The sequence below is a fragment of the Algoriphagus chordae genome (genome assembly GCF_003254055.1).
Taxonomy (GTDB): Bacteria; Bacteroidota; Bacteroidia; order Cytophagales; family Cyclobacteriaceae; genus Algoriphagus; species Algoriphagus chordae.
Genome location: NZ_QKZT01000001.1, coordinates 331823 through 355739, shown reverse-complemented (window position 1 = coordinate 355739; position 23917 = coordinate 331823). Strand labels below are relative to the sequence as shown.

Here is a 23917-nt window from a genome sequence, read left to right as displayed (position 1 = left end):
TATGGATAAGGTACAAGAAGATTGGATTGTAAAAAACAAAGAGCTGAAGCGCTTGCTCGAAATACGTACGCTTGAACTTGAAAAATCTCTGAAAAACTGTCAGGAACTCCAAGAGCAGTTACTGTTGCAGGAGAAGTTAGCAAGTCTTGGCCAGTTGTCGGCAGGGATTGCTCATGAGATTAAGAATCCGATCAATTTCATCAATAATTTTTCCGAGCTGAGTATAGAGTATGTGGAGGAAATAGCGGAAGAGTTAAAAAAACTGGAGCAAAATGATACCATTACTGAAATCAATGAGCTACTACAGGATATCAAAGCGAATCTAGAGAAAACCCTCCAGCATGGTAAGCGAGCGGATGGAATAGTCAAATCTATGTTGATGCATTCTAGAGGTGGTCAAGGAGAATTCGTGCCCACCAATCTGAATACCCTGCTGAAAGAGTTTGTGAATCTTGCTTTTCATGGCATGCGAGCTGGAAAAAACCCCATCAATGTAAGTTTTGTTTGGGACCTAGATCCAGAGCTCGGGCAGGTGGCGATCATTGCAGAGGATTTTAGTAGAGTGATAGTCAACCTTTGCAATAATGCTTTTGATGCGATGCGTAGCAAGTTCAATTCAGAGATGGATAAGGAGGAGAAATCCTCCTATCAACCGGTATTGAAGATCCGAACTAGCCAAGACAAGAACAAGGTTACTATAGAAATAGAAGACAATGGTGCAGGCATTCCTGAACCTATTTTGAATAGAATTTTAGAGCCTTTTTTCACTACCAAAAAAGGAAAAGAAGGTACAGGCCTAGGCTTGTCGATTACACATGATATACTGAAAGCGCACAATGGCACTTTGGCTATCACCTCCAAGGAGGGAGAGTTTACCAAATTTGAAATCACATTACCACCCATATCATCAACACTATGACAAAAATATTAATCGTCGATGACGAGCGAGATGTAGAATTACTTTTTCGTCAGAAGTTTAGAAAGGAAGTTAGAAGCGGGCTGTTAGAACTTGCCTTTGCTTTTTCGGGCGATGAGGCGCTCAAGTTACTTGATAGCGAGCATCCACCTGCAGTTGTTTATGTATTTTCGGACATCAATATGCCCGGCATGACAGGACTAGAATTATTGGATAAAGTCAAAAGTCAGTTTCCCTCCATCAACGTGAGCATGATCTCAGCATATGGAGACACTGAAAACTTTAAGAAAGCAATGGATTCTGGAGCTAAAGAATTTTTCACGAAACCGATAAATTTCGATGCACTTCGAAAAGAAATCGGAAGAATAATCAATCAAAAGTAGATTATTAAGCTATGGCTAAAATACTTGTAGTGGACGATGAGGCGGATTTAGAGGTTCTTATCACACAGAAATTCAGAAGAAAGATTCGAGCAGGAGAATACAATTTTGTGTTTGCGCTGAATGGACGTGAGGCATTGGAGATTCTTCATGAGCAGCCTGATATCGAGATGATTTTGAGTGATATCAATATGCCTGAAATGGATGGGTTGACCTTATTAACTAAGGTTAAGGAACAAAACCCCCTGCTCAAAGCTGTGATTATTTCAGCCTATGGAGACTTGGAAAATATCCGTACAGCGATGAATCGGGGTGCATTTGATTTCATCACCAAGCCAGTTGATTTTCAGGATTTGGAAATCACTATTGAGAAGACCCTTCAGCATATCAATCAGATCAAATCTACCATTACTGCGATGAGGGAAAATAACATCCTGAAAATGTATGTGGACGAAACTGTGCTCAATTTCATGGTGGGTAAGGAATCCGAAAACTCCTTGATGGAAAATGAAACGGTAGTAGCTACAGTTGCTTTTGTGGATTTGTGTGGCTTTACTAAAATTTCAGAAAATGAAGAACCAAATGTAGTGGTACCTCTGCTCAATGAATATTTTGACCTGATGGTGCGTGAAATTATCGAGGAAAAAGGGGCTGTAGACAAATTCATCGGAGATGCAGTAATGGCTGTTTTCAAAGGACCAGATCAGGTGGAAAGAGCTGTGAGAGCTTCCATCGCTATCAGAGACAAAATAAATGCCTTACCGATGTATTCCGAAAAATCAAATTTCAACCCCAAGGTATCTATAGGCCTGAATTCGGGTGAAATGGTATCAGGAAATATCGGTTCACAATCCTTAAAAAGATTGGACTACACGGTCATCGGAGATGCTGTCAATGTGGCCTCCAGACTTCAGAACGCTGCAAATCCTGGACAAATTTTGTTATTGGAGAAGTGGGCAGAAGGAATTTCAGATAAATTCACTTTTCAAAAATTAGGTGAAATCAGCCTAAAGAATAAAGCCAAACCTGTGTCAGTATTGGAAGTAGTAAAATAAGTGTTACAAATTGCTTCTTCCCTATCCTATGCCTTACTTGACCGCGTGAAAAATAAGCTGACCACGGCACAAGCATTTTTAAGTCTTCTGACTTTTCAGAAAATCTTCAATTACCTCTTGTTGGCAAGTTCCTTTCAGCTTTCCAGGATTATAGGAAAGCCAATTTTATGGGGAAAACCCACGACACTTTCAATAGAACCTACTACCAGCTGTAACCTGAGATGTCCCGAATGTCCATCAGGATTGCGAGACTTTTCTCGTCCTACGGGCATGCTTCAGGAGCAACTTTTCAAGAAAACCATTGATCAAGTACAAGGGTATCTTACCTGGCTACATTTATATTTTCAGGGAGAGCCCTTTTTGAATCCACGATTTTTGGAAATGGTTGCCTATGCAGATTCTAAAGATATTTTCACCTCCACTTCTACCAACGCACATTACTTGCAGGAAAAGCAAGTCAACGAAGTTCTTCAAAGTGGCTTGAAGCAATTGATAGTGTCCATGGATGGAATCACGCAGGATATTTATGAAAAATACCGAGTGGGAGGAAGGCTCGATAAAGTACAGAAAGGAATCACATTACTCTTATCTGAACGTGAAAAGTCCAGGCAAAACTTCCCGAGGGTGGTCCTACAATTTTTGGTTACTGGGCAAAACGAACACCAGTTGCCAGAATTGAAGCGCTGGGCGAAAGAAATGCAGGTAGATGAGCTGCAACTTAAAACCACTCAGATTTATGACTATGAGAATGGTTCTGAGCTGATTCCATCAGACTTGGGCTATTCCAGATATGTGCCTACGGGAAATGGCAAGTGGAAGCTGAAGAAAAAGCTAGAAAACAAATGCTGGCGTATGTGGCAAGGAGCTGTGTCTACTTGGGATGGAAAGATCGTGCCCTGCTGCTTCGACAAGGATGCAGCGTATGTCATGGGAGAATTAAAATCCCAATCCTTATCCTCCATCTGGTCATCACCCCCCTATCAAAACTTCAGAAAACAATTGCTAAATGACCGAACTCAGATCGAAATATGCAGGAATTGTACGGAGTGAGTATAGGCAGAAGGAAATGAGATCTCAGGTTTTTGGAACTATATTTGGTAGAATTAAGAAATTCATGGATTTTTAATCCCCATATTTGTTCTTGATTCACCTGGAACTACCTTTTCTATATGATTTCAATTAAGCAATTCTCTTACTTTTTCATATTTCTAGCCTATCTAGGCCTGGCTATTCCGCAAACTTTGGCGCAGGAAGTAAACGAAGCCGAAAAAATCAAAGTGGACGAACTATCTGATGAGCAAGTTCAGGATTTACTAGACCGTGCTTATGATTCTGGGCTGACTAAGGCAGAGTTTCTTAAAGCCTTAGAACTCCAGGGAATGCCCCCTAGCGAGTTGGCGAAGATGAGAACAAGAATAGGCGAAGAGAAAGACGTAGCAGGCCGGAACACCAAAATATCTAAGCGGGATGCCCGTGAACAGGTGGATTTGGATGAGATAAACCTGGGTATGTATCAACCCTCCTCTCATGTTTCAAATAAACCTAATGGAAATGAAATATTTGGTTCTTCACTTTTCTATCAGAAAGATAGAAGCCTAAGCTTTGAGCCAAACCTTAACCAAGCCACTCCTAAAAGCTATATTCTAGGTCCTGGAGATCTGATATATGTGGATATCTATGGGCAATCAGAGCAGTATTTCGAAGCCTCGGTCAGCCCAGATGGCTTTGTGCTTTTGGATAATATCGGACCCGTGTCCGTTTCTGGCAAGTCCATAGAAGAAGCCACAGGAATTCTAAAAAATCGAATTGGGAAGTATTACTCGGGTCTTTTGGGAAACAATCCCAATACCTTTCTTCAGGTAACTTTAGGAAATGTAGGTACCATCAAAGTGAATATTTTAGGTGAAGTACGCCTGCCAGGCACTTTTACGTTAAGCGCATTTTCCACTGTTTTCAATGCCTTATACGCTGCAGGGGGCCCCAATGAAAATGGCTCCATGCGTAAGATCAAATTGGTAAGGAATAATAAGGCTGTCGCAGAGATAGATGTCTATGATTTATTGATCAATGGCAGTGCTCAACTTGATCTTAAATTACAAGATCAGGATGTGATTTTGGTGCCTCCTTATCTTTCTCATGTGAAGGTAAAAGGAGAGGTCAAGCGTCCGATGATTTTTGAGGCAAAAGAAGATGACAATTTTACTGATCTATTGCAGTATGCAGGAGGATTTACTGACCATGCATTCAAAGACCGTGTAGCGATTTCCCGGATCACCGGTAATCAACGCTCCGTTTCTGATGTCTATCAAAATCAATTTGATCTCTTCCTCTTAAAAGGTGGAGATGAAATCACTGTTCAACGAATTCTGGATCGCTATTCCAATCGTGTGCAGATCAAGGGCGCAGTGTACCGAGAAGGCACATTTGCTTTGGACGAAGGTCTTACCCTATCCCAATTGGTAAAAAATGCAGAAGGTCTACGAGGAGATGCTTATACCACTCAGGCAAGTATTTTGAGAACAAAAGATGATCTGAGCACCGAGATGATTCAGGTAAAGCTTCGAGAAGTTTTGGAGGGGACCAGCCCTGATATTCCACTTCAGCGTGAAGATGTGGTTCGAATTGCCAGTATCTACGATATCAATAATGAGGAATATGTGCAGATTCTAGGTGAAGTCAAGAAACCTGGTGTTTATCCCTATTCAGCAGCAATGAAGGTGGAAGATTTGATCGTAATGGCCGGAGGTTTTCAGGAATCTGCAAACTCACAAGACATAGAAATAGCCAGAAGATTGGAAGATTCTGACTTGGGAACTTTAGCCGATATCATTCCTACGCAGGTAAATCCAGACTTAGGTTACAATCCAAATTCCCCATCGCTAGTAGCCTTTGACCAAGTTATCGTAAGGAAAAGAGCAAGCTTCACCATGCAGAAATTGACAGCAGTGGAAGGTCAGGTGAATTCCCCTGGAATATTTGCCATCCAAAGCAGTGGAGAACGCATCTCAGATCTAATCAAACGAGCTGGTGGCCTCAATCAGTTTGCTTATGCAAAAGGAGCAACATTGATCCGAAGAACTGAATTTTTCAACACAGAATCTGAGCAACTGCGTCGTCAGAGAAATCTGGAAGGCTTGCGTATGAAACTTGCGGAGAACCCAAGCAATTCAGAAGCTCAGTCCGAATTGTTACAGCGATTAATCACTGATTTCCCTACGTCGGTATCTCCCGTAGATAACCAGTTGGCGCAATCCAAAAAAGAATCTCTAGATCAAATCGCTTCAGAAACGCCTGGCTTTGCCATCAAGTTGAAAGAAACCGAGGCGGTAGCAATCAACTTGGAAGAAATTCTGAAAAACCCTGGTTCTGAAGATGATCTTCTTCTAGAAGAAGGAGATATTTTATCCGTTCCCAAATTGTTTCAGACGGTGAGAATGCGAGGAGATGTGGTCTATCCTACTACCCTTCGACATGAGTCAGGAAGAAGTTTGAAACACTACATCAACGGCGCTGGCGGTTTTGAACGCCGTGCCAATAGAAAGCAAACTTATGTGGTGTATGCGAATGGAGCTGTAAAGCGTACAAAGGGATTTTTGGGAATTAAAAACTATCCTCCAGTAGAACCAGGAGCCGAGGTCATCGTGCCAACCAAAGGGCCAAAAGTGCCACTGCGCTTAGGGGAGATAGTAGGTATTACTACTGGATTAGCTACACTGGGATTAGTCCTTTCACAAATCAACTGGCAGTAATGGCTGGATCAAATCATTTTTCTGAGAATCAATTTACCTTCAAAGAGGTCATTCAAAATATTTCCTCCTGGATATCCTATTTCATTTCTCAATGGAAGGTTCTTATCCTAGCTGGCATCCTTGGCTTAGCCTTAGGAGCACTGGTTTCCATATTCAAAAAACCCGTTTTCATCGCCACGACTTCCTTTGTTTTGGAAGATGGCGATTCCGGTGGAATGGGGCAAATGTCTGGTCTTGCCTCCTTGGTAGGCGTAAACCTTGGTTCCATGGGTGGAACTAGCGGGCTTTTTCAGGGAGACAACATCATGGAGCTCTACCGTTCTGAACGCATGCTTGACGAAGCATTATTGAGCCCTTTTGATGAGAATCAATTACTAATAGACCGTTTTATCCAATTTGAAGAGCTTGACAAAAAGTGGGCCTCCAAAGTCGATATTGCTAGCATGGACTTTTCTATCCCTAGAGAAAGCTTTACAGTTACTCAGGATTCGGTGGTCAAAGAAGTAGCCAAACTTGTGCGTGAAAATCAACTTTCTGTGGCTAAGCCAGATCGGAAATTGACAATCATACAAGTGACTGTTTTATCAAAGGATGAAGCATATGCGAAATCATTCAATGAGCATTTGGTAGAAAATGTAAATGAATTCTACAGAGAGACTAAGACTAAAAAGACGAGTGAAAACTTGTCTATTCTTCAATCTCAGGCAGATAGTGTTCGCAAAATATTGGATCAAAGTATTGATTCTTTTGCCTCTGCTACTGACCGAGTTCCCAATGCAAACCCGCTGCTATCGACTGCAACCATCGAAACTCGCAAGAAACAAATAGACGTACAAGCGACAGGTGCAGTCTATGAAGAAGTTGTTAAAAATCTGGAAATCGCCAAAGTCAATCATCGCAACAATTCTCCATTAATTCAGATCATAGATTCTCCTAGGTTCCCATTGGAAAGATCTGAAATCCGACTGGTAAAAGGCATGGTCTATGGCTGTGCGATTATAGGAATGCTAACGATTTTTTGGCTTTATTTCCGACGATTATATCAGAAGCATGTGCAGGAAAGCTAAACTATAAGCTGGCATGCTAGAAAAACTCGGTCTTATTCCCATCAGCGACATTATCAAGAATAAATCGATTCAGAATTTTTTGTTTCTGGCGATTATTCAATCATCCAATGTGTTGATTTCCATTATTTCGATGCCCCTACTTATTCAAGGAATCGGAGTGGATCAGTTTGGCTTGGTCAATCTCGCCCTTTCCATCATTATCCTCTTGAATATTCTAGTGGGCTTCGGCTACAATCTGAGTGCACCTCGCGCAGTTGCCGTCAATCAGAATGATAAGACAGCACTCTCACATCTAGTTTCTAATATTTTTTCCGCCAAAATCCTACTTGCAAGTTTTGCTACTGTTTTGATTTTGATCGGAGTATTTGGCCTAAATCTCTTTAAAGAATACCAGTTAATCCTGGTGTATTCGGTACTCTTGCTTTTTTCGGAGGCCACTTTACCCCTTTGGTTTTTTCAGGGAATGGAAAAAATGAAGCTGATCAGCATCGCAAACATTTTCAGCAAATTACTCTTCCTGATGGGGATTGTACTATTTATCCACAGTCCAGAACTTAGCAAATGGGTAAATTTTATGATGGGTTTCACCGGCTTAATAATCAACCTATTTCTACTCGCTTACATCCACACCTTCTTAGAAATCCGCTTCTATAGACCGCAGTTTTCTGCGATTTGGGCAAGTTTGAAAGAGAACATTTTATTCTTTTTCAGTAATCTTACCGGTTATATATCCGTTAATGGTGGATTAATAATTTTCAGTTTTTTTGCAGGAGCGGAGACCCTAGGGATGTACAGTCTGGCAGAGCGGGTAGTGATGGTGTTACGTCTATTCCCAGCAATGATTATACAGGCGATATTCCCGAATGCTTCCAAGCTCTATAAAAATAATGAAGACTCCTTCTATCGTTTTTTGAAATTAGTATACATCAGAGTTTTACTGGTAGGAGCACTGATCGCAACATTAACTTATCTCGGAGCGCCATGGATCATTAGAGTATTATCTAGATCAGAACTGGCAGAATCGGTCACTTATCTGCAACTCTTGTCCCCTATTTTATTCCTTTCTTGTTTGAACATTCCGAATATTACCATGATGCTGGTGGCAGATCTTAAGCAACTACTCTTCAAAGCAAGTTGGATGATGTGCCTTTATATGATCATCGTGACATCTATTTTGACTTATCTTTATCAGGGCGTAGGGCTATGCCTTGGTATTCTGTCAACAGAAATAGTAGCCTACATTATTTGTATGCTTCTTTTGTACAAGCGAAATCGAAAACTTTTCTATGGCTTTTACTCCTGATCCTTCAGTCGCGATTATTTTGGTGAATTGGAACGGGTATGCATTTACTGCAGATTGCCTGTTGTCACTCCGATTGCTAGAATTCCCAGATTACAAGGTTATTGTAGTAGATAATGGTTCGCATATTGCGGAAGGGAAAAAACTGAAAACTGAGTTTCCTGAAATTGATTTAATCGAAAACGACTCCAATCTAGGTTTTTCAGCTGGGAATAATGTTGGGATTAGAAAAGCCCTGGAGGATGGATATTCTCATGTGATGTTGTTGAACAATGACACCCTAGTGGCTCCTGATTTTCTTGCACAGATGATGCTCAAATTTCAAGGCAAACCAAGATTGGGTGTAGTGCAGCCATTGATTTTCTTTCTTCATGATCGAACTAAAATATGGAGTGCTGGAGGAAAATGGAATCACTTATGGTGCAGAGCCATCACTCTCGGAGATCGAAAATTCAAAGAAGAATACCAAGCTCAAGACCAAGAACTGGATTGGGCAACTGGCTGCTGTATGCTCATATCTAGAGATGCCCTCTTAGAGGTCGGCCTGCTTAATGCAAGTTATTTTGCCTATTTCGAAGATGTGGAATGGTCCTTACGCTTTCGGGCAAAAGCCTATACTATTGAGCTGGCTACTCAGGCGATGATCTATCATGAGGCTGGAGCATCTTCCAAGAAAAAACACTCCGAGGGAACCCTAAGTCCTAGGGTGTTTTACTTCCATGTTCGCAATCAGTTCTATCTGATTCGCGCGCAATCAACGGGTCTAAGTAGATTAATTGCTTCCTCGTATCACCTTACTCGATTTGTCCTATGGATGGGTTATTTTTGCCTGAGAGGTAGATTCCAAAAGCTAAAAGCTGTATCCCGTGGCATCAAGGATGGCTGGACATTACCGCTTCAAAAAGCAGAATTATGGCCTTAATATTTTTCCTTATAATCGCATTTGCTGTGACTACCGGATTTCTCTGGACGGTACAGCAAATGGTATTCAAAGGAAAATGGACTTATTTTATCTTCTTTCTGGCTGCCTTTCTGCCATTTTACATTACTACGCTGAGTGTTGTTTATTTGGCAACTAGGTCAACCTTTCTGGTGAGTCTATTCCAGATGAGCAAGGAAGTAATCGTTCTAATTGCAGGTTTAGTACTTGTTATTTACCAGCGAAAACTAGCGAACTATCCTTTCCGACTGCAATCCACCGATTGGTTTATATTGGCATTTATATGCTTGTCCCTTATTTTTCTATTTCTGCCAATAGGTCAAGCGAGTTTCATCAATAAGGCATTGTACTTCAAAAGCATATTAATTCCTAGCTTGGTTTATTTACTAGGGAGGAACACCCAGTTTGGGGACTTAGAATTGAAGCGCTTATTTCAGATTATTTTTGTCATTGCCGTAGGAGCATTTCTGATGAATTTGATAGAAAATTATTTACTAAATGCTCACTTGCAACAATTTACTGGATATGCCCTATTCAATGAGGTGGTCAATGATATCAAGCCTGAGGGAAATTATAATCTGACTTGGACCTTTGAAACTACCAATGCTATGAAACGTCTTGGTAGCTTTTTCTCTGATCCACTGGAACTGGCTAGTTCAGTCCTGATGGGATTTTCTGCCGCCCTGATTTGGTATTTAACCAGCGAGAGAACTCATCAATGGAAATATTTGCTCATCATGCTATGCTGCATTGGAAGCCTTATTTTCGCTTCATCTAGAGCATCATTTGCGGCATTTTTCCTGATGATATTTTTTATTGCCTTGGTTTTCAAACTCTACAAACTAATTGGCTTTGGTTTCTTAAGCTTGCTCCTAGGGATAGTCTATGTGGTCTTCTTTGCATCCGAAGATTTTTACTTCTATGTAGTAGATACCTTGACACTTGCGGATTCTTCCAGCATAGGCCACGTGGTAGAGTGGGCCTTAGCATTGGAATCCATGGTAGCTAATCCACAGGGAATAGGACTAGCAATGAGTGGGAATTTTGGAAGTGTGTCAGATGAACTGCGTGTAGGTGGTGAAAATCAGTTCTTGATCTATGGAGTACAATTAGGCTGGATAGGAATGTTTCTGTATATCGGGACACTATTCACGGGTATCAGAAATTCAATCTATGTATTCAAAAATTCTACTAATCTGAATCTAGCAAGAATGGCTTTTGTAGCTGGGACTGTGAAAGCAGGATTATTGCTTCCCTTATTTACTGCCAATGTAGAAATCTATACCTACGTCTCTTGGATTTCTTGGTGGATGGTTGGTCTAAGTGTTAATGAATATTCCAGACTTCAGTTAAGTAAAAGAAGAGATGTACAAAATCTGAACACTGCTCTGCCCGAGTAAAGTTGAAGAGTTAGAATCCCCGATTACAAAAACGATACAGTAATTTAGTTTTATGATCTTATATAGAAACTGTCCGATTTGTGGATCTGAAAGCCTTAAGGGTTATGCCATAGATACACACAGAAAAGGACCACATATATCGAGAGTTCAATGCCTGAAATGCAAATTGGTATTTGCCAATCCTATGGCAGATAGCCAAGAGTTGGCAGATTATTACACCAATTATTATGAAAAGGATCATTACGAGGCGGTTGACTATAAGAACCTTATTCTAAATCATTTTAGTCGAATAGAAAGCTTAACTGAAAACGAAATTAAAAAGGAGGCTAGGTTTCTATCTAGACTAGAAAGTGGATCTAAATTCTTAGATGTAGGTTGTGGCTTGGGTTTGGGATTGGCATATGCTAGTCAACTGAACTGTAAATTATATGCCACGGAGTTTGATACGGGCGCTCTTAAATTTGTGAAGGAGCATTTTGCTGTAGAAACCTTCCAAGGAGATATATGGGAAGCGCAGTATCCCGAAAATCACTTTGACTTTATCCATATCTCCCATGTGATCGAGCATGTACTAGACCCGAAGGCTTACATCTCAGAGATGAAGAGAATTTTAAAACCTGGAGGATATCTGGCCATTGGCACTCCCAATATGTCCAGCAACCTGTATCGCTTTCACAGATGGTCAAAACTGCTAAAATTGAAGGTTCCAGATGTAATAGATGGTCTAGAGCACACCTTCATTTTCCCTAAAGACTTGCTAGGAAAGTTATGCGAAGAGCAAGACTTGGAGACAGTTGATCACTATACCCACAATTTTGGTGAGAAATTCAGTAATTTGATTAGCTACAACATGCCTTGGAAGAAAAAAGTAAACCGGCTAATCCAGAATGCTTTTCAAGTGAATCAGTGGCTTATTAGTAAGAAGAAATAGAAATCTGTTTTTTGACTGCTAGAAAATAGTGATAAGTGATTGGGGAAGGTAATTAAACTAGAACTTTATCATGATCCACCTATGAAAAGTTACCTAAAAGCCTGTAAATGAACGTAAAACTGGAATCCTCCTTCTTCGAAAAGATTAAAAAATTGCTTTTGGAAGCTCAGCAAGGCGTTGTAAAGCAAGTAAATTCCATCATGGTTTCTACCTATTATGAAATGGGTAAACAAATAGTTGAACAAGAACAAAATGGAAGTGAGGAAGCTGAATATGGATCATATATTCTATCTGAATTATCTCAGCGACTGACATCAGAATTTGGGAAAGGTTATTCAAAAAGAAACCTTGAACTGATCCGTAAATTTTACCTAACCTACAAGAATGCGAAATCACCGATTTCGCAAAATCTCAGCTGGACTCATTATATACAATTAATGCGGATAGGAGATGAAAAAGAAAGGTCTTATTACCAACAACAAACCGAGATAAACCACTGGAGTGTAAGAGAGCTAGACAGGCAAATAAACTCCAGTTTATTTCAGCGAATTGTATTTGACGAAGATAATAATAAAATAAAGCCTCCAGAAGATCAAGGAGACAGCATTTTGAACTCACCCTTACAGACCATCAAAGATCCATATGTGCTGGAATTTCTGAATCTTGAAGACAGGCATAGTTACTCAGAGTCTCAATTAGAACAAGCTATAATTGACAAACTTGAGAATTTTTTATTGGAGCTGGGAAAGGGTTTCACTTTTGTAGGTCGCCAAGTACGCTTTACTTTCGACGAAGAACATTTCAGAATTGATCTAGTTTTTTACAATCGCTTGCTTCGCTGTTTCGTCCTAATAGATCTTAAAATAGGAAAGTTGAAACATCAGGACCTCGGTCAAATGCAGATGTACGTAAACTATTACGATAGATTTGTAAAAACTCAAGACGAAATGCCTACCATAGGAATTATTCTATGTAAGGATAAAAAAGATACTATGGTAGAAATCACCTTGCCAAAAGATAATAAGCAGATTTTTGCAAGCAAGTACTTGCTCTATTTGCCAAAAGAAGAAGAATTAAAAAAATTAATTCAGTAAGAGTAAAGTTACAAATGAAAGTACTCCTCGATCTACAATACCTCAACGTCGCCACTACAGGTATCAAAACCTATATGATGGAATTGGCGCATGCCGCGCTAACTTATCCACATCCTGATATTGAGTGGGTTTTTTCACATGATCCTGAAAATCAAAGTGCTGATCAGACTTTCAAAGGTCCACAATCTAAAATCCAACGTCTCAATTACCACTTGGACTATTTTCGATGGAAGGAGTTTCAACTACCCGATTTGATCAAAAAACATAAGCCTGACGTCCTGATTTGCCTTGATTTTATTTCTCCTGCAGCAAGTTTGCCATGTCGCAGGTTGACGGTGATACATGATGCATTCTTCTGGCAGATGCCTCAGAATTATCCAAAATGGTGGAGAACATACTTCTTAAGTTTACTTAGAAAAGGAATAAAGAAAAACACTGAATTGATTACCACTACTGAATACTCCAAGCGCTCTCTAGAAGAATACCTAGGCAAGGTAAACCCTATTACAGTTATTTATCAAGCTCCAAAGAGCTTGGATTCAGGCTTGGATACTACCTTTCTGGAAGAAAATGACTTGGCAACCAAGCAATATTTCCTGCATATTGGAACCTTCGATAAGCGCAAGAATCTCCCCTTGCTCGTTCGGGCCTTTGATCAATTTCTTAAAAAAACGAAAACAGATTTTAAACTGGTTTTAGCTGGAGGGGCAGGGCAAAGCGTGCAAATGAATGATTTTCCTATAGTAGAAAAACTCCTTGAAGAACTTGGTATTCAAGACAAGGTCCTACTTCCTGGTTATGTAAATGACGAACAGGTTAGGACCTTATACAAAAATGCATTTGCTTATGTATTTCCTTCGGAGAATGAGGGCTTTGGAATCCCAGTCGTAGAAGCAATGGGGACAGGTGTACCTGTGATACACTCAGATCAGCCGGCATTGCTAGAAGTGGCTGGAGCTGCTGGGCTAGCATTCAAAACTGGTGATCAGCAGGATTTGATGGAAAAAATGATAATTTTGAGCCTGGATAATGCGCAGCTCAATTCAATGATCCAAAACGGTCTTGAGCAATCCAAAAAATTTTCTGCTCAAAAGTTTATTGAGGGATTTCAAAATGTAATCCTTAAAAAATAACAACCGGTAACCCATTGACAGTACTATTCCTTAATAGTTCATCAGATCTTTATGGCTCATCCAGAATTCTGACTGAAGTAGTAAAAATCTATAAAAACGCCGGCTTGACGGTAGTTGTGGTGCTGTCTGAACCTGGTCCTTTGCAGTCCCTCCTAACCGATTTAGGTATAGTTGTACGCATCCAAAACCTAGGGATATTACGCCGCAAGTATGTCAATCCCTCAGGACTCATCAACAGGCTAAGTAAAAATTTCAAAGCTTATAGATTTTTAGATCGATTACATCGTGAATTTAACTTTGAGCTTGTTTACTCCAATACCCTAGCGGTAGTAGTCGGAGCTCAGTGGGCCAAATGGAATAAACTTCCACACATCTGGCATATTCATGAAATTTTACTTGGACCTCCACCTCTAGTGGGACTTCTTCGAAGGTTATTGGATGGTACTACGCCTTCTCCGATAGTAGTCTCAGAAGCCGTCAAGAAGCATTGGGATCTGCGCTTAAAGACATCTAAACCGAGAGTTATCCACAATGCCATCTCCTATGAGAAATTTCTGAATCTCCCAGAAATAGCCATTCAGGAGCTTGGAATCCCCGAAAACAAGCTAATCATTACGATGATTGGAAGAATAAATCCTGGAAAAGGGCAATTATTCTTTTTGCAAATGGCTAAAGAAATTATAGACACTTATCCACAGTGTCATTTTGTATTGGTAGGCGATCCCTATCCAGGATATGAACCTATCGAAGCTGAGCTGACTAAGTATATTTTGGAGAATAAGCTTGAAACTTTCGTAACCAATCTTGGTTTTAGGGAAGACATTGCCGATATCCTGAAGCTTACTGATGTTTTCGTGTTACCATCAATTTTACCTGATTCACTTCCCACGGTTATTTTGGAAGCCATGGCAGCTGCCTGTCCAGTCGTAGCTACACGCTCAGGCGGGGCTGCAGAAATGGTTATAAATGGGGAAACTGGATTTTTAATTCCAATAAACGCACTAGACCAAGGCGTAAATGCTTTAATTAAGTTAATTTTGCATCCGGAACTTAGAGAAAAGTTTGGAAATGCAGGTAGAAATCGTGTGTTGGAGGAATTCAGTTTGGAAAGTTTTGGTAAAAACATTGAAGACCATTTATGGCAGCAGCTAAAAAGAAATTAAAAGTAGCCATAATGGGTGCAAAAGGGTATCCCTATGTTTACGGTGGATATGATACGATGATTAGAGAACTTGGTGAACGTCTTGTCAAAAGAGGCGTGCACGTACGTGTTTATAATCATAGAGCCTTATTTCCCCTAAAACCACGCTATGTAAATGGTATTGAATGCATCTATTCTATAGCCATAGAATCCAAAAAACTTACCCAGCTGTCACATAGTTTTTTTGCTATGGTACATGCGTGCTTCTCAGATGTTGACGTGATTTTGGTAGTCAATAGTGCGAATGGACCATTCGGGGTGATACCGAGATTTTTTAGAAAGAAGACTGTCATCAATGTCGATGGTCTGGAGTGGCTAAGACCAAAATGGCATGGCATTGCTTCCAAATATTTTTTCTGGGCTTCCAAAATGGCTACAAAATATTATGATCAGCTTATCAACGACTCGGATGAAATGCAACGTGTCTATAAAGAACTATTCAATGCTGATTCGAAGGTCATCGCCTATGGTGCAAATCCACGTGCTGATGTGGATCCGGAGCCTATCGAGAAGTGGGGAATAAAGTCACGTGATTATTTTCTTATTGTCGGCAGACTGATCCCAGACAATAATGCAGACCTTATTATCGAAGGTTTTTTGAAATCTGATTCTAAGAGAAAGCTAGTCATCGTAGGAGACGTGCCCTTTGATGACGATTATGCGACCATTTTGAAAAACATGGAGGATGAAAGGCTTATGTTCTTGGGCTATGTGACAGATCAAAATGAATTGGCTGCCTGGTACTCGCATTGCTATGCATATTTCCACGGTCACGAGTATGGTGGCACCAATCCTGCCATGTTGAAAGCCCTAGGTTTTGGCTGTGCGATCCTAGCTATGGATACTCCATTCAACCAAGAAATGCTCCAAAATGGCAAGCATGGATGGTACTTCAAAAAATCAATCGAATCAGTTCAGGATATTGTGGAAGCTGCTGAAAGCAGTGAGGAAAGAATGAGTTATTTCCGTAGTATAGCCAGAGAGGGACTAATTCAGCGCTATACTTGGGATTACGTAACAGATCAATACCTGGAAGTTTTTGAGAATTTGACTGGAAAAAAAGCACATGCAATTTCCTCTGCAAAACCCACATTGGAAAAAGTAAAATCCTGAGAATTACTTGCGCTTTCCTGAACTTTCGGCATCAATTTCTGCTTTCATAGGTATAACTTTTAACCCTAAAATCTTTTAAATTATGATCAGAAAAGCAACCGCCATATGGCAAGGAACCGGTAAAGACGGCAAAGGTACATTGACTACGCCAAGTACTGTTTTAGACAAAACTCAATATTCTTTTGGATCAAGATTCGAAAGCGGAGTGGGTACCAACCCTGAAGAATTAATAGCAGCAGCTCACTCTGGATGTTTTGCCATGAAATTGAGTTTCAACCTGCAAGAGGCTGGCTATACAGCCAAAGAACTTGATGTGACTGCCAATATCACATTTGAAGAAGGCACTCTTTCTAAATCTCACTTGGTGCTTAAGGCAAAAGTGGATGGCATCTCTGAAGAAAAATTCGCAGAGCTGGTGAAAGACGCTGAGGAAAATTGCCCAATTTCTAGAGTTTTAGATTTGGAAATAACTGTGGAGAGCACGCTTAATGCATAAATACTAGATTATAGTATCAAGTATTTAGACACAAGAAAGTCGATTTGGGGAAATTCAAATCGACTTTCTTATTTCTGGGTTTGGCAATTATAAATTCCCAAATTCTAAATTTCTTTCCATCTCATTTTTCTCCAATTTTCCTGTTGCTCAGGATTCAGAAATGTCCATGCGATAAACCTACTTTTCTTATTTCCCTGCGCCATTTGGATGACTTTCCGATCAGCCACTCTTGCTTTCTTCAAGGCTATCACTAGTTCCTTTAGGTGTTCTTCTTTGGAAACGATGGAGGTAAACCACAGGCAATTGAACTTGAAAGTCATACTTTCCCGGATCATCTTATGGATAAATGCCAACTCACCACCTTCACACCATAGTTCGTTGTTCTTACCACCAAAATTCAAGGTGAGCTTCTTGCCTACTTTTCCTTTTAGGTTTTTCACTTTTCTCATGCTACCAGCTTCAGCAGCAGCAAGAGATTCATGAAACGGAGGGTTACAAATCACCATATCAAATACATCGTTTGACTTGATGATTCCTGTTAAAATTTCCTTTGGGTTTTCCTGAAGACGTAAGGTAACCTTCCCACGAAATTGCGGATTTGCATACAAATTGGTCTGAGCCGAATCGATCGCTATTTCATCTATCTCCGAACCCACTACTTGCCAATCGTAAATTGTGTTTCCCAGCATGGGGTAGATACAATTAGACCCAGTGCCAATATCCAAAATTTTAATTTTTTCACCCTCAGGTAACTTGCCCCCATTGCTATCTGCTAGCAAATCTGCCAAGTAATGAAGGTAATCAGCTCTTCCAGGGATAGGTGGGCAGAGGTAGCCATCAGGAATATTCCAGTCAGAAATTTGGTAAAAATGCTTCAGTAAAGCTCTATTGAGTTCTTTGACAGCTTTAGGATCGGCGAAATCAATGCTGAGATCCCCATACTTATTTTCCGAGACAAACTGCTCAAGCTCTGGCTGAGTCTTGATCAGGCTTGGAAAATCGTAACGCTCCCGATGGGCATTTCTAGGATGAAGTGCAGTTTTTATTTTTTCTAGTTCTTTCAAATCAATCTACTTCAAAGATAAGCTTCATGGTAATCGAAGCGGTTTTGTTTTTGTCGGCCGTATTGAAGGTGCCACCCCAAGAATAATCCTCCCCGGAGTTTTGTCCAGTGATCTGAAAGATACCCATATTTGCTGAGATCAGATCGCCGAGATCCCCTTTAGAGTTTTCGGCGATTCGCTCAGCTCTGATTCTCGCGTCTTCGGTGGCCTTGGCGATCATTTCCAACTTCAAAGATTCCAGTTCGGTATAGTAGTAGCGCGGAGACTGTGAGTAGAATGCTATTCCCTGATTAAGCAATTCTGTGATTTCTCTAGAGATCTTCTCTACTTTTTCCACCTCGGCAGATTCTATTTTCAAGGATTGATTGAGGGTATATCCGTCAAAAGTCTGACCCAAATATCGTCCATCATTGGCATAGTTTTGCTGATACTTTGGATTGGTACTTACTGCGTTAAAAATCAATTTTTCGGCAGGAATTCCTTTTGAAATCAAATACTCAGAAACAAGTTTTCTATCCTTCTCCAGGTCTGCATAGGCAGATTTCAAGTCAAGGCTTTCGCGACTGAAATTCCCCTCCCAGACGACCAAGTCAGAGGTAAAATTACTTTCTCCCAAACCGGTAACATTGATGGTACCTTGAGGTCGATTTCTATTGATCACAGCATTTCCCAAAACAATCGAAGCAATCACGATGGCCACAGCGAAAAAGATAGCAGATAGGTTTTTTTTCATGAGTTTTACGAGTTAAAAATGGAATGAAAGATTACTGATCAACTAACAAATAACCCGCCAATAAATGGGTATTTAGAGTAAGGAGACCAGCAACATCAATAAACCCGCTGCTTAAATTCCTGATCTTTCGGATTCTCTAAGTCGATCAGATAGCCATTCAGTACAGCATATTTTCTTTTCCCATCTTTCTCCAAAAAGAAATTGGTGGATTCTCCTGTTTTCCAACCTGCAGAGAAACTATCTGTACTTTTCAACACTAATATCGGCAACTGGTGCAAATCTCCTTTTGCCCCATTTTTTACTTTCACGGCCAAATAACCTTGCTTTAGTAAGTCCATCGCTTTTGCTTCATCAATTTCCGATACAGCCTCAAAAGCCAAATCATAAACTTTTCCTTCTGCATATTTCAGGCCTGTGGCATCAAGTTCTTCCATCCCATAATACACCTGCATATCTCCCAAATCATCCACTGATCCAGTCATATAATAGGTATCTCCCGAGCTGCTATCTCGACGTCTGATTGCTAGATCCACCGGAAAGTACTTCCCGTTTACTGGAATCTGAACTTCATTGAGTAACAAATCTACGAGTTGTAAATCATTGTCAGGAATAGAGAAGTATTCCTCCGTGCTGTACTGCTCATAGCTTCTGGTCGCTATTTGTTCCAACGCATTGAGGATAATCATAAAATTCAACTGCCTGATATATTGCTTATCTGGGTCATTCGGATATCCTCCAGACTCAATCAAAATGGTGCTTGTTCCCCACTTGGTGATATTGTCACCAAAGGCTCTCGGCTCAAAAGCATCATTATATTTTCCCACATGACCTGGCACTACTTGCTGCAAAACTTCATTCATACCTACGATGGTTTGCATGGCTCTAGTTCGTACATCATTGACATCGGTGGCATAATTGTAAGCAGGTGCCAACACTGATATCGTAGCTTGTTTGGCAGATCCGGAAGCGTTGTAATAGATCTGTTGATCATGTAAATTGAATCCAAATTCAGGTTCAAAGTCATCTCTCGCTCCTTTCAAGATTACGGCTTCAGGAGAAATTTGAGAAATTGCATCTCTGTTCAAATCGATATCAATAGCATTTCTTCTCTTGAAAGCTTCTGCTCCGTCAGGATTAATCATTGGGATAAACTTAAGATCCAGGTTAGTTTTCAATAAACCACGGAGTTCATCATACTCATCTCCACTCGCCTCCAAGAAATTGAATAAGTCAAAAAGTGACATAGTAGCCGTGCTCTCATTTCCATGCATTTGCGACCAGAGCAGCACCTTGGTTTTGCCCTCACCCCAGCCCAAACTCGTAAGGCTTCTGCCTTCCACTGACTCACCAAGCTTGGTAAGCTGAAAAGAGTCTTTGTGCTTCTGAATCAAGGGCTGAAGATCTGCATGCTTAAATCTTCTGTGAGTAATGGCTGGCTCTTTGAATTTTGAATAGGCGGATTCAAGCGTAGCTACAGAACTAGTATCTGCAATTGGGCCAGTTGCTGTTTTACAACTAAGTACTGAAATCAAAAACAGCAAAAACAGGCTAATTGATTGAGTGGAATTGGCTTTCATAATTATTTCTTTTTACCTTGAATAAAACGCAATACTAATATCATACGAGCAAAAAACACGTTAATTTTGCTTCAAATCGAATTTTACTCCAATGAATTTATCCTATCAAGTCGTAGATCTTCCGCTCAAGCATACTTTTACCATTGCTCATCAAAGCAGAGATGTGCAAGACACTCTTATTGTAAAACTGCAAGATGGTGCAATCTACGGCCTAGGTGAATCCACCACTAATCCTTTCTACGGCATGACTATTACTAATATGTCGGAATGTTTGGACAAATTCAGGCCAATCGTCGAAAAAGGTGTTTGGGAAACTCCAGCTGAGCTCTGGGATTTGGGTAAAGATATTTTTAAAGAAAACCCATTTGCACAGTGCGCATTGGATATGGCTGCATGGGATCTATATGCCAAGAGATGCGGGCAGAAACTTTATGAACTTTTGAAATTGGATCCAGCCCATATTCCTACTACTAATTTTACAATTGGAATCGATACGGTGGAAAAGATGGTGGCCAAAATGAAGGAGGTGCACTGGCCGATTTACAAGATCAAGCTGGGCACTTCCGATGATTTGTCTATTATTCGCGAACTCAGAAAGCATACTGATGCGGTTTTTAGAATTGATGCCAATTGTGCTTGGACGGCAGAGCAGGCAATTGACTACTCCGTGGAGCTAGAGAAAATGGGTGTTGAATTTATGGAGCAGCCGCTTGGAAAGGATGATTTGGAAGGGATGAAAGAAGTCTTCAAACACAGTAAACTACCAGTGATCGCAGATGAAAGTTGCATTGTAGAATCTGATGTTAAGAAATGTCATGGTCTTTTTCATGGAATCAATGTAAAACTGGTAAAAGCTGGAGGAGTCACTCCAGGACTGAGAATGATTCATGAGGCCAAGAAACTTGGGATGAAAACTATGGTTGGTTGTATGACCGAATCTTCCGTAGGGATCACTGCCATTGCGCATATTGCTCCATTGTTAGATTATGTTGATATGGACGGAGCGATGTTACTTTCCAAAGACCCAGCAAAGGGAGTCAAGATCACAGCCGAAAAAGTCACTTTCCCAGAAGGAAATGGGATCGGAGCGGAAATGATTGTTTGAGAATCTAGTAGTAGAATCTAAATCAAAGATCTTAGAATTATAAAAGCCAGAGCAATTCTTATCGCTCTGGCTTTTTGTGTTAAGGGATATACCTCTTACTACAATTACTGCTCACTTTTTACAAAGTTTCACCCTTCACTCACGATCAGTTTAAATCCTTCCCCGTGAACGGTGATGATTTGCACCTTTGGATCGTCCTTCAGGAGTTTACGGATTTTGCTAAGATAGACGTCCATACTTCGTGCATTGAAGTAGCTGTCGTCTCCCCAGATTTGCTTCAGCGCATGACTTCTGTTTACCAGATTGTTGATCTCAGAGGCAAGAAGCCTGATCAATTCGTTTTCTTTGGAGGTCAATTTATGACGACCTTTTGGCCCATCCAGGAATTGTTCATCGTAGTGCAGTGTAAATCCTCCAAAAGAATAAACTTTCAAAGGATTGACCTCTTCATTCTTATGAGTTCTTCTCAAGATTGCATTGACACGAAGGAGTAATTCTTCCATGCTGAATGGCTTGGTGAGATAATCATCAGCCCCAATCTTCAGTCCTTCGATGATGTCATCTTTTTGGTTTTTGGCGGTAAGAAACAGAATAGGCATGTTTTCTTCTACCTTCTTAATTTCCTTCGCCAGCGTAAATCCATCCTTTTTCGGCATCATAATGTCGAGCAGGCATAGATCAAACTTCCCTTTTTTGTACTTATTCCAACCTTCTTCACCATCACGGCAAAGCGTAGGTTCATACCCTTTCATTTCCAAATATTCCTGTAGGATATCTCCTAAATTTGGATCGTCTTCGACCACTAATAATTTTGCTTTACTCATTGTTTCTTTGGTAAGTTAATGGTGAATGAGCTACCTTTTCCAAGTTCGCTACTTACTTGAATTCCGCCTTTGTGAGCTTCCAGCATGGTTTTGACATAGGACAATCCAAGGCCAAAGCCTTTAACATCATGTACATTCCCTGTAGGAACTCGGTAGAATTTATCAAAAATTTTCCGTTGTGCATCTTTATTCATCCCAATTCCTTCATCCTTGATGGTGATATACACCTGATCAGCATCATCTCTGGCCTCAATAATTATGAAAGGATTTTCAGGGGAATACTTATTTGCATTATCCAGCAGATTGTTCAATATATGAGAGATGTGAAAAAGATCACCTTCTATTATCGGCGAAGTCATTGAGTTGTTAAAGGTGATTTGACCACCATTCTTCTCCACCTGCAGACTAAAATGATCCACAGTACTCTCCAAAATCTCTGTTAGATTTATTAATTCTATTTTTAGATTGAAATCCTTTTTATCCAACGCAGCAGCCTGAAGAACGTTCTCTACCTGGGACACCAAGCGCTTATTTTCATCCTTGATAATTCCCAAATATCTCGAGCGAAACTTATCCTGACTGGATAGCTCGGGATCCTGAAGTGCCTCCACAGCCAGACTCACCGTCGCCAGCGGAGTCTTGAATTCATGGGTCATATTATTGATGAAATCGTTCTTTGTATCCGAAAGTGCCTTTTGACGAATAATCACTTTGATTGCATAGACAAAACAAAAGATAATCACAAAAATGAAAAGCAATGAGCTGGATATCGGGAGCCAGACCTCTCTGATTACATGGCTGTTTTTTTCAGGGAAATACACGTATAGGTAATTGCTTTTCCCCAAAATATCATTGGGAAAAAGCTTTGCTTGAATGCCTTGCTGTACCAAGGTAAACTGCTCCTTTACATTCCCGATAGGCATGATCAGCCCATCATCTTTGAGTAAACCCAGTTCAAAATCTTCTAAAATATTCTGCTCAATCAGGTATCTTTTGAGTAATGTTCTTACCTGAGCAGTATCTAATCTATCCAAAATAGCCTGCTGACCAGCTGCCGTCTCATCCCAAAGCTTATTGAAGAAATCGATCTTCATATTTGCCTTGGCAATTTTCTCTAAGGCATCAGGAGTAAGATTCATTTCGGGCAAACCATACTGCAAACTAGGCTGGGCAATAGTTGGCCTTTGTGGCTTGGTCGAATTTTCAACCCTACTTAGGTACTGTAATTGCCGTACTTTTTCCTCGAGCAATACCTCCATTTCATCTGGAGTAAAGAGTTCTGAGGCAACTTCAGGAGTCATATAGGTAAAGAAGGTTTCCAGATCTTCCAGAACCTTGCTATCTACACCCCGAGATTCTAGGATTCTTCTGAAAGTAGGGCTGACCTGAGGCGCTGGTTCCTGAAAAAAAGTATCGACTAGTGATGGTCTAGCGTTTGTAACCCTTCTAGGTCGAATCTGAAATTCAAGAGGGTCTATCTTTTCAAATAAGGATTTCTGTATGGCCGAATCCTGTATCAAGGTGCTGTAAAATAAATCTGAGTTTTCGCCCTTCTCGACTTGTTCGATCGTGAATGTAAGCGCCTCGTGGACATTTTGATCGAAACGTTCCCTATTAATACGGATAGCATTTTTCACCCAATAGAATTGGAATCCCATCAGACCAAAGCTGGCCAAGGACATCAAGACAACGATAAGGATGATATTACTTTTCGACATTATGCAAATTTAATCCTATAATCAGGCCATGAAGGGAGCTTAACAACATTTAACCTCCACAAAGCAGCTGAAAGGGCATTCTATTCTTTCTATTTCTCCTGCATTTTGGTGTGAAAACAGC

The 23917-nt window shown here is 40.4% G+C and carries 21 protein-coding genes; 16 read left to right on the top strand and 5 right to left on the bottom strand.

What is annotated here, in order from left to right; all coding sequences use genetic code 11:
• The first annotated feature begins 1 nt into the window (after position 1).
• From LV85_RS01490 to LV85_RS01420, 15 genes are all read left to right on the top strand, one after another.
• A complete protein-coding gene (locus tag LV85_RS01490) occupies positions 2 to 919 on the top strand; it encodes a sensor histidine kinase (protein ID WP_158531119.1) in 918 nt (305 codons plus the stop codon).
• A complete protein-coding gene (locus LV85_RS01485; RefSeq protein WP_111316398.1) occupies positions 916 to 1299 on the top strand; it encodes a response regulator in 384 nt (127 codons plus the stop codon). The genes LV85_RS01490 and LV85_RS01485 overlap by 4 nt, the downstream gene beginning before the upstream one ends.
• Before the next feature lie 11 nt (positions 1300 to 1310).
• On the top strand, positions 1311 to 2351 hold the full coding sequence (locus LV85_RS01480) for an adenylate/guanylate cyclase domain-containing protein (protein ID WP_111316397.1): 1041 nt from the start codon (positions 1311 to 1313) through the stop codon (positions 2349 to 2351).
• 45 nt (positions 2352 to 2396) lie between these two features.
• The gene (locus LV85_RS01475) at positions 2397 to 3401 is read left to right on the top strand and encodes a radical SAM/SPASM domain-containing protein (RefSeq protein WP_111316517.1); all 1005 of its coding nucleotides are present in this window, start codon (positions 2397 to 2399) and stop codon (positions 3399 to 3401) included.
• 119 nt (positions 3402 to 3520) lie between these two features.
• Positions 3521 to 6100: an SLBB domain-containing protein gene (locus LV85_RS01470; protein WP_111316396.1), complete on the top strand. Its 2580-nt coding sequence runs from the start codon at positions 3521 to 3523 to the stop codon at positions 6098 to 6100.
• The gene (locus LV85_RS01465) at positions 6100 to 7167 is read left to right on the top strand and encodes a GumC domain-containing protein (RefSeq protein WP_111316395.1); all 1068 of its coding nucleotides are present in this window, start codon (positions 6100 to 6102) and stop codon (positions 7165 to 7167) included. The genes LV85_RS01470 and LV85_RS01465 overlap by 1 nt, the downstream gene beginning before the upstream one ends.
• A gap of 13 nt (positions 7168 to 7180) precedes the next feature.
• Complete coding sequence (locus LV85_RS01460) at positions 7181 to 8470, top strand: oligosaccharide flippase family protein (RefSeq protein WP_111316394.1); 1290 nt, start codon at positions 7181 to 7183, stop codon at positions 8468 to 8470.
• Positions 8454 to 9389 carry a glycosyltransferase family 2 protein gene (locus LV85_RS01455; protein ID WP_111316393.1) on the top strand — a complete coding sequence of 312 codons (936 nt, stop codon included), beginning with the start codon at positions 8454 to 8456 and terminating at the stop codon, positions 9387 to 9389. The genes LV85_RS01460 and LV85_RS01455 overlap by 17 nt, the downstream gene beginning before the upstream one ends.
• Positions 9380 to 10807 (top strand): O-antigen ligase family protein, encoded by a 1428-nt coding sequence (locus tag LV85_RS01450; protein WP_111316392.1) that lies wholly within the window; start codon positions 9380 to 9382, stop codon positions 10805 to 10807. Before LV85_RS01455 ends, LV85_RS01450 begins: the two co-directional genes overlap by 10 nt.
• A gap of 52 nt (positions 10808 to 10859) precedes the next feature.
• The gene (locus tag LV85_RS01445; protein WP_111316391.1) at positions 10860 to 11738 is read left to right on the top strand and encodes a class I SAM-dependent methyltransferase; all 879 of its coding nucleotides are present in this window, start codon (positions 10860 to 10862) and stop codon (positions 11736 to 11738) included.
• 107 nt (positions 11739 to 11845) lie between these two features.
• The gene (locus LV85_RS01440; RefSeq protein WP_111316390.1) at positions 11846 to 12832 is read left to right on the top strand and encodes a PDDEXK nuclease domain-containing protein; all 987 of its coding nucleotides are present in this window, start codon (positions 11846 to 11848) and stop codon (positions 12830 to 12832) included.
• 14 nt (positions 12833 to 12846) lie between these two features.
• A complete protein-coding gene (locus LV85_RS01435) occupies positions 12847 to 13965 on the top strand; it encodes a glycosyltransferase family 4 protein (protein WP_111316389.1) in 1119 nt (372 codons plus the stop codon).
• A 14-nt stretch (positions 13966 to 13979) separates the two neighbouring features.
• The gene (locus tag LV85_RS01430; protein WP_111316388.1) at positions 13980 to 15128 is read left to right on the top strand and encodes a glycosyltransferase family 4 protein; all 1149 of its coding nucleotides are present in this window, start codon (positions 13980 to 13982) and stop codon (positions 15126 to 15128) included.
• Complete coding sequence (locus LV85_RS01425) at positions 15104 to 16279, top strand: glycosyltransferase (protein WP_170125594.1); 1176 nt, start codon at positions 15104 to 15106, stop codon at positions 16277 to 16279. Before LV85_RS01430 ends, LV85_RS01425 begins: the two co-directional genes overlap by 25 nt.
• An 82-nt stretch (positions 16280 to 16361) precedes the next feature.
• Positions 16362 to 16775: an OsmC family protein gene (locus LV85_RS01420; RefSeq protein ID WP_111316387.1), complete on the top strand. Its 414-nt coding sequence runs from the start codon at positions 16362 to 16364 to the stop codon at positions 16773 to 16775.
• Between the two features lie 104 nt (positions 16776 to 16879).
• Here the strand turns inward: LV85_RS01420 and rlmF are convergent, their stop codons facing one another.
• From rlmF to LV85_RS01405, 3 genes are all read right to left on the bottom strand, one after another.
• Positions 16880 to 17839: a 23S rRNA (adenine(1618)-N(6))-methyltransferase RlmF gene (gene rlmF, locus LV85_RS01415; protein ID WP_111316386.1), complete on the bottom strand. Its 960-nt coding sequence runs from the start codon at positions 17837 to 17839 to the stop codon at positions 16880 to 16882.
• 1 nt (position 17840) lies between these two features.
• Positions 17841 to 18572, bottom strand: coding sequence for an SIMPL domain-containing protein (locus LV85_RS01410; RefSeq protein WP_111316385.1), 732 nt, complete (start codon positions 18570 to 18572; stop codon positions 17841 to 17843).
• 95 nt (positions 18573 to 18667) lie between these two features.
• The gene (locus LV85_RS01405) at positions 18668 to 20149 is read right to left on the bottom strand and encodes a M14 family zinc carboxypeptidase (protein WP_111316384.1); all 1482 of its coding nucleotides are present in this window, start codon (positions 20147 to 20149) and stop codon (positions 18668 to 18670) included.
• A gap of 91 nt (positions 20150 to 20240) precedes the next feature.
• Between LV85_RS01405 and LV85_RS01400 the strand changes: the two genes are divergently transcribed.
• Positions 20241 to 21254 (top strand): dipeptide epimerase, encoded by a 1014-nt coding sequence (locus tag LV85_RS01400; protein WP_111316383.1) that lies wholly within the window; start codon positions 20241 to 20243, stop codon positions 21252 to 21254.
• 128 nt (positions 21255 to 21382) lie between these two features.
• Here LV85_RS01400 and LV85_RS01395 read toward each other — a convergent pair whose 3' ends face one another.
• Positions 21383 to 22078 (bottom strand): response regulator transcription factor, encoded by a 696-nt coding sequence (locus LV85_RS01395; RefSeq protein ID WP_111316382.1) that lies wholly within the window; start codon positions 22076 to 22078, stop codon positions 21383 to 21385.
• Positions 22075 to 23796 carry a sensor histidine kinase gene (locus tag LV85_RS01390; RefSeq protein ID WP_170125593.1) on the bottom strand — a complete coding sequence of 574 codons (1722 nt, stop codon included), beginning with the start codon at positions 23794 to 23796 and terminating at the stop codon, positions 22075 to 22077. The genes LV85_RS01395 and LV85_RS01390 overlap by 4 nt, the downstream gene beginning before the upstream one ends.
• Positions 23797 to 23917 lie beyond the last annotated feature (121 nt).

Coding starts and splice junctions, on each gene's coding strand:
- LV85_RS01490 (WP_158531119.1), top strand. CDS start 2: ATGGATAAGGTACAAGAAGATTGGATTGTAAAAAACAAAGAGCTGAAG.
- LV85_RS01485 (WP_111316398.1), top strand. CDS start 916: ATGACAAAAATATTAATCGTCGATGACGAGCGAGATGTAGAATTACTT.
- LV85_RS01480 (WP_111316397.1), top strand. CDS start 1,311: ATGGCTAAAATACTTGTAGTGGACGATGAGGCGGATTTAGAGGTTCTT.
- LV85_RS01470 (WP_111316396.1), top strand. CDS start 3,521: ATGATTTCAATTAAGCAATTCTCTTACTTTTTCATATTTCTAGCCTAT.
- LV85_RS01465 (WP_111316395.1), top strand. CDS start 6,100: ATGGCTGGATCAAATCATTTTTCTGAGAATCAATTTACCTTCAAAGAG.
- LV85_RS01460 (WP_111316394.1), top strand. CDS start 7,181: ATGCTAGAAAAACTCGGTCTTATTCCCATCAGCGACATTATCAAGAAT.
- LV85_RS01455 (WP_111316393.1), top strand. CDS start 8,454: ATGGCTTTTACTCCTGATCCTTCAGTCGCGATTATTTTGGTGAATTGG.
- LV85_RS01450 (WP_111316392.1), top strand. CDS start 9,380: ATGGCCTTAATATTTTTCCTTATAATCGCATTTGCTGTGACTACCGGA.
- LV85_RS01445 (WP_111316391.1), top strand. CDS start 10,860: ATGATCTTATATAGAAACTGTCCGATTTGTGGATCTGAAAGCCTTAAG.
- LV85_RS01440 (WP_111316390.1), top strand. CDS start 11,846: ATGAACGTAAAACTGGAATCCTCCTTCTTCGAAAAGATTAAAAAATTG.
- LV85_RS01435 (WP_111316389.1), top strand. CDS start 12,847: ATGAAAGTACTCCTCGATCTACAATACCTCAACGTCGCCACTACAGGT.
- LV85_RS01425 (WP_170125594.1), top strand. CDS start 15,104: ATGGCAGCAGCTAAAAAGAAATTAAAAGTAGCCATAATGGGTGCAAAA.
- LV85_RS01420 (WP_111316387.1), top strand. CDS start 16,362: ATGATCAGAAAAGCAACCGCCATATGGCAAGGAACCGGTAAAGACGGC.
- LV85_RS01410 (WP_111316385.1), bottom strand. CDS start 18,572: ATGAAAAAAAACCTATCTGCTATCTTTTTCGCTGTGGCCATCGTGATT.
- LV85_RS01405 (WP_111316384.1), bottom strand. CDS start 20,149: ATGAAAGCCAATTCCACTCAATCAATTAGCCTGTTTTTGCTGTTTTTG.
- LV85_RS01400 (WP_111316383.1), top strand. CDS start 20,241: ATGAATTTATCCTATCAAGTCGTAGATCTTCCGCTCAAGCATACTTTT.
- LV85_RS01395 (WP_111316382.1), bottom strand. CDS start 22,078: ATGAGTAAAGCAAAATTATTAGTGGTCGAAGACGATCCAAATTTAGGA.
- LV85_RS01390 (WP_170125593.1), bottom strand. CDS start 23,796: ATGTCGAAAAGTAATATCATCCTTATCGTTGTCTTGATGTCCTTGGCC.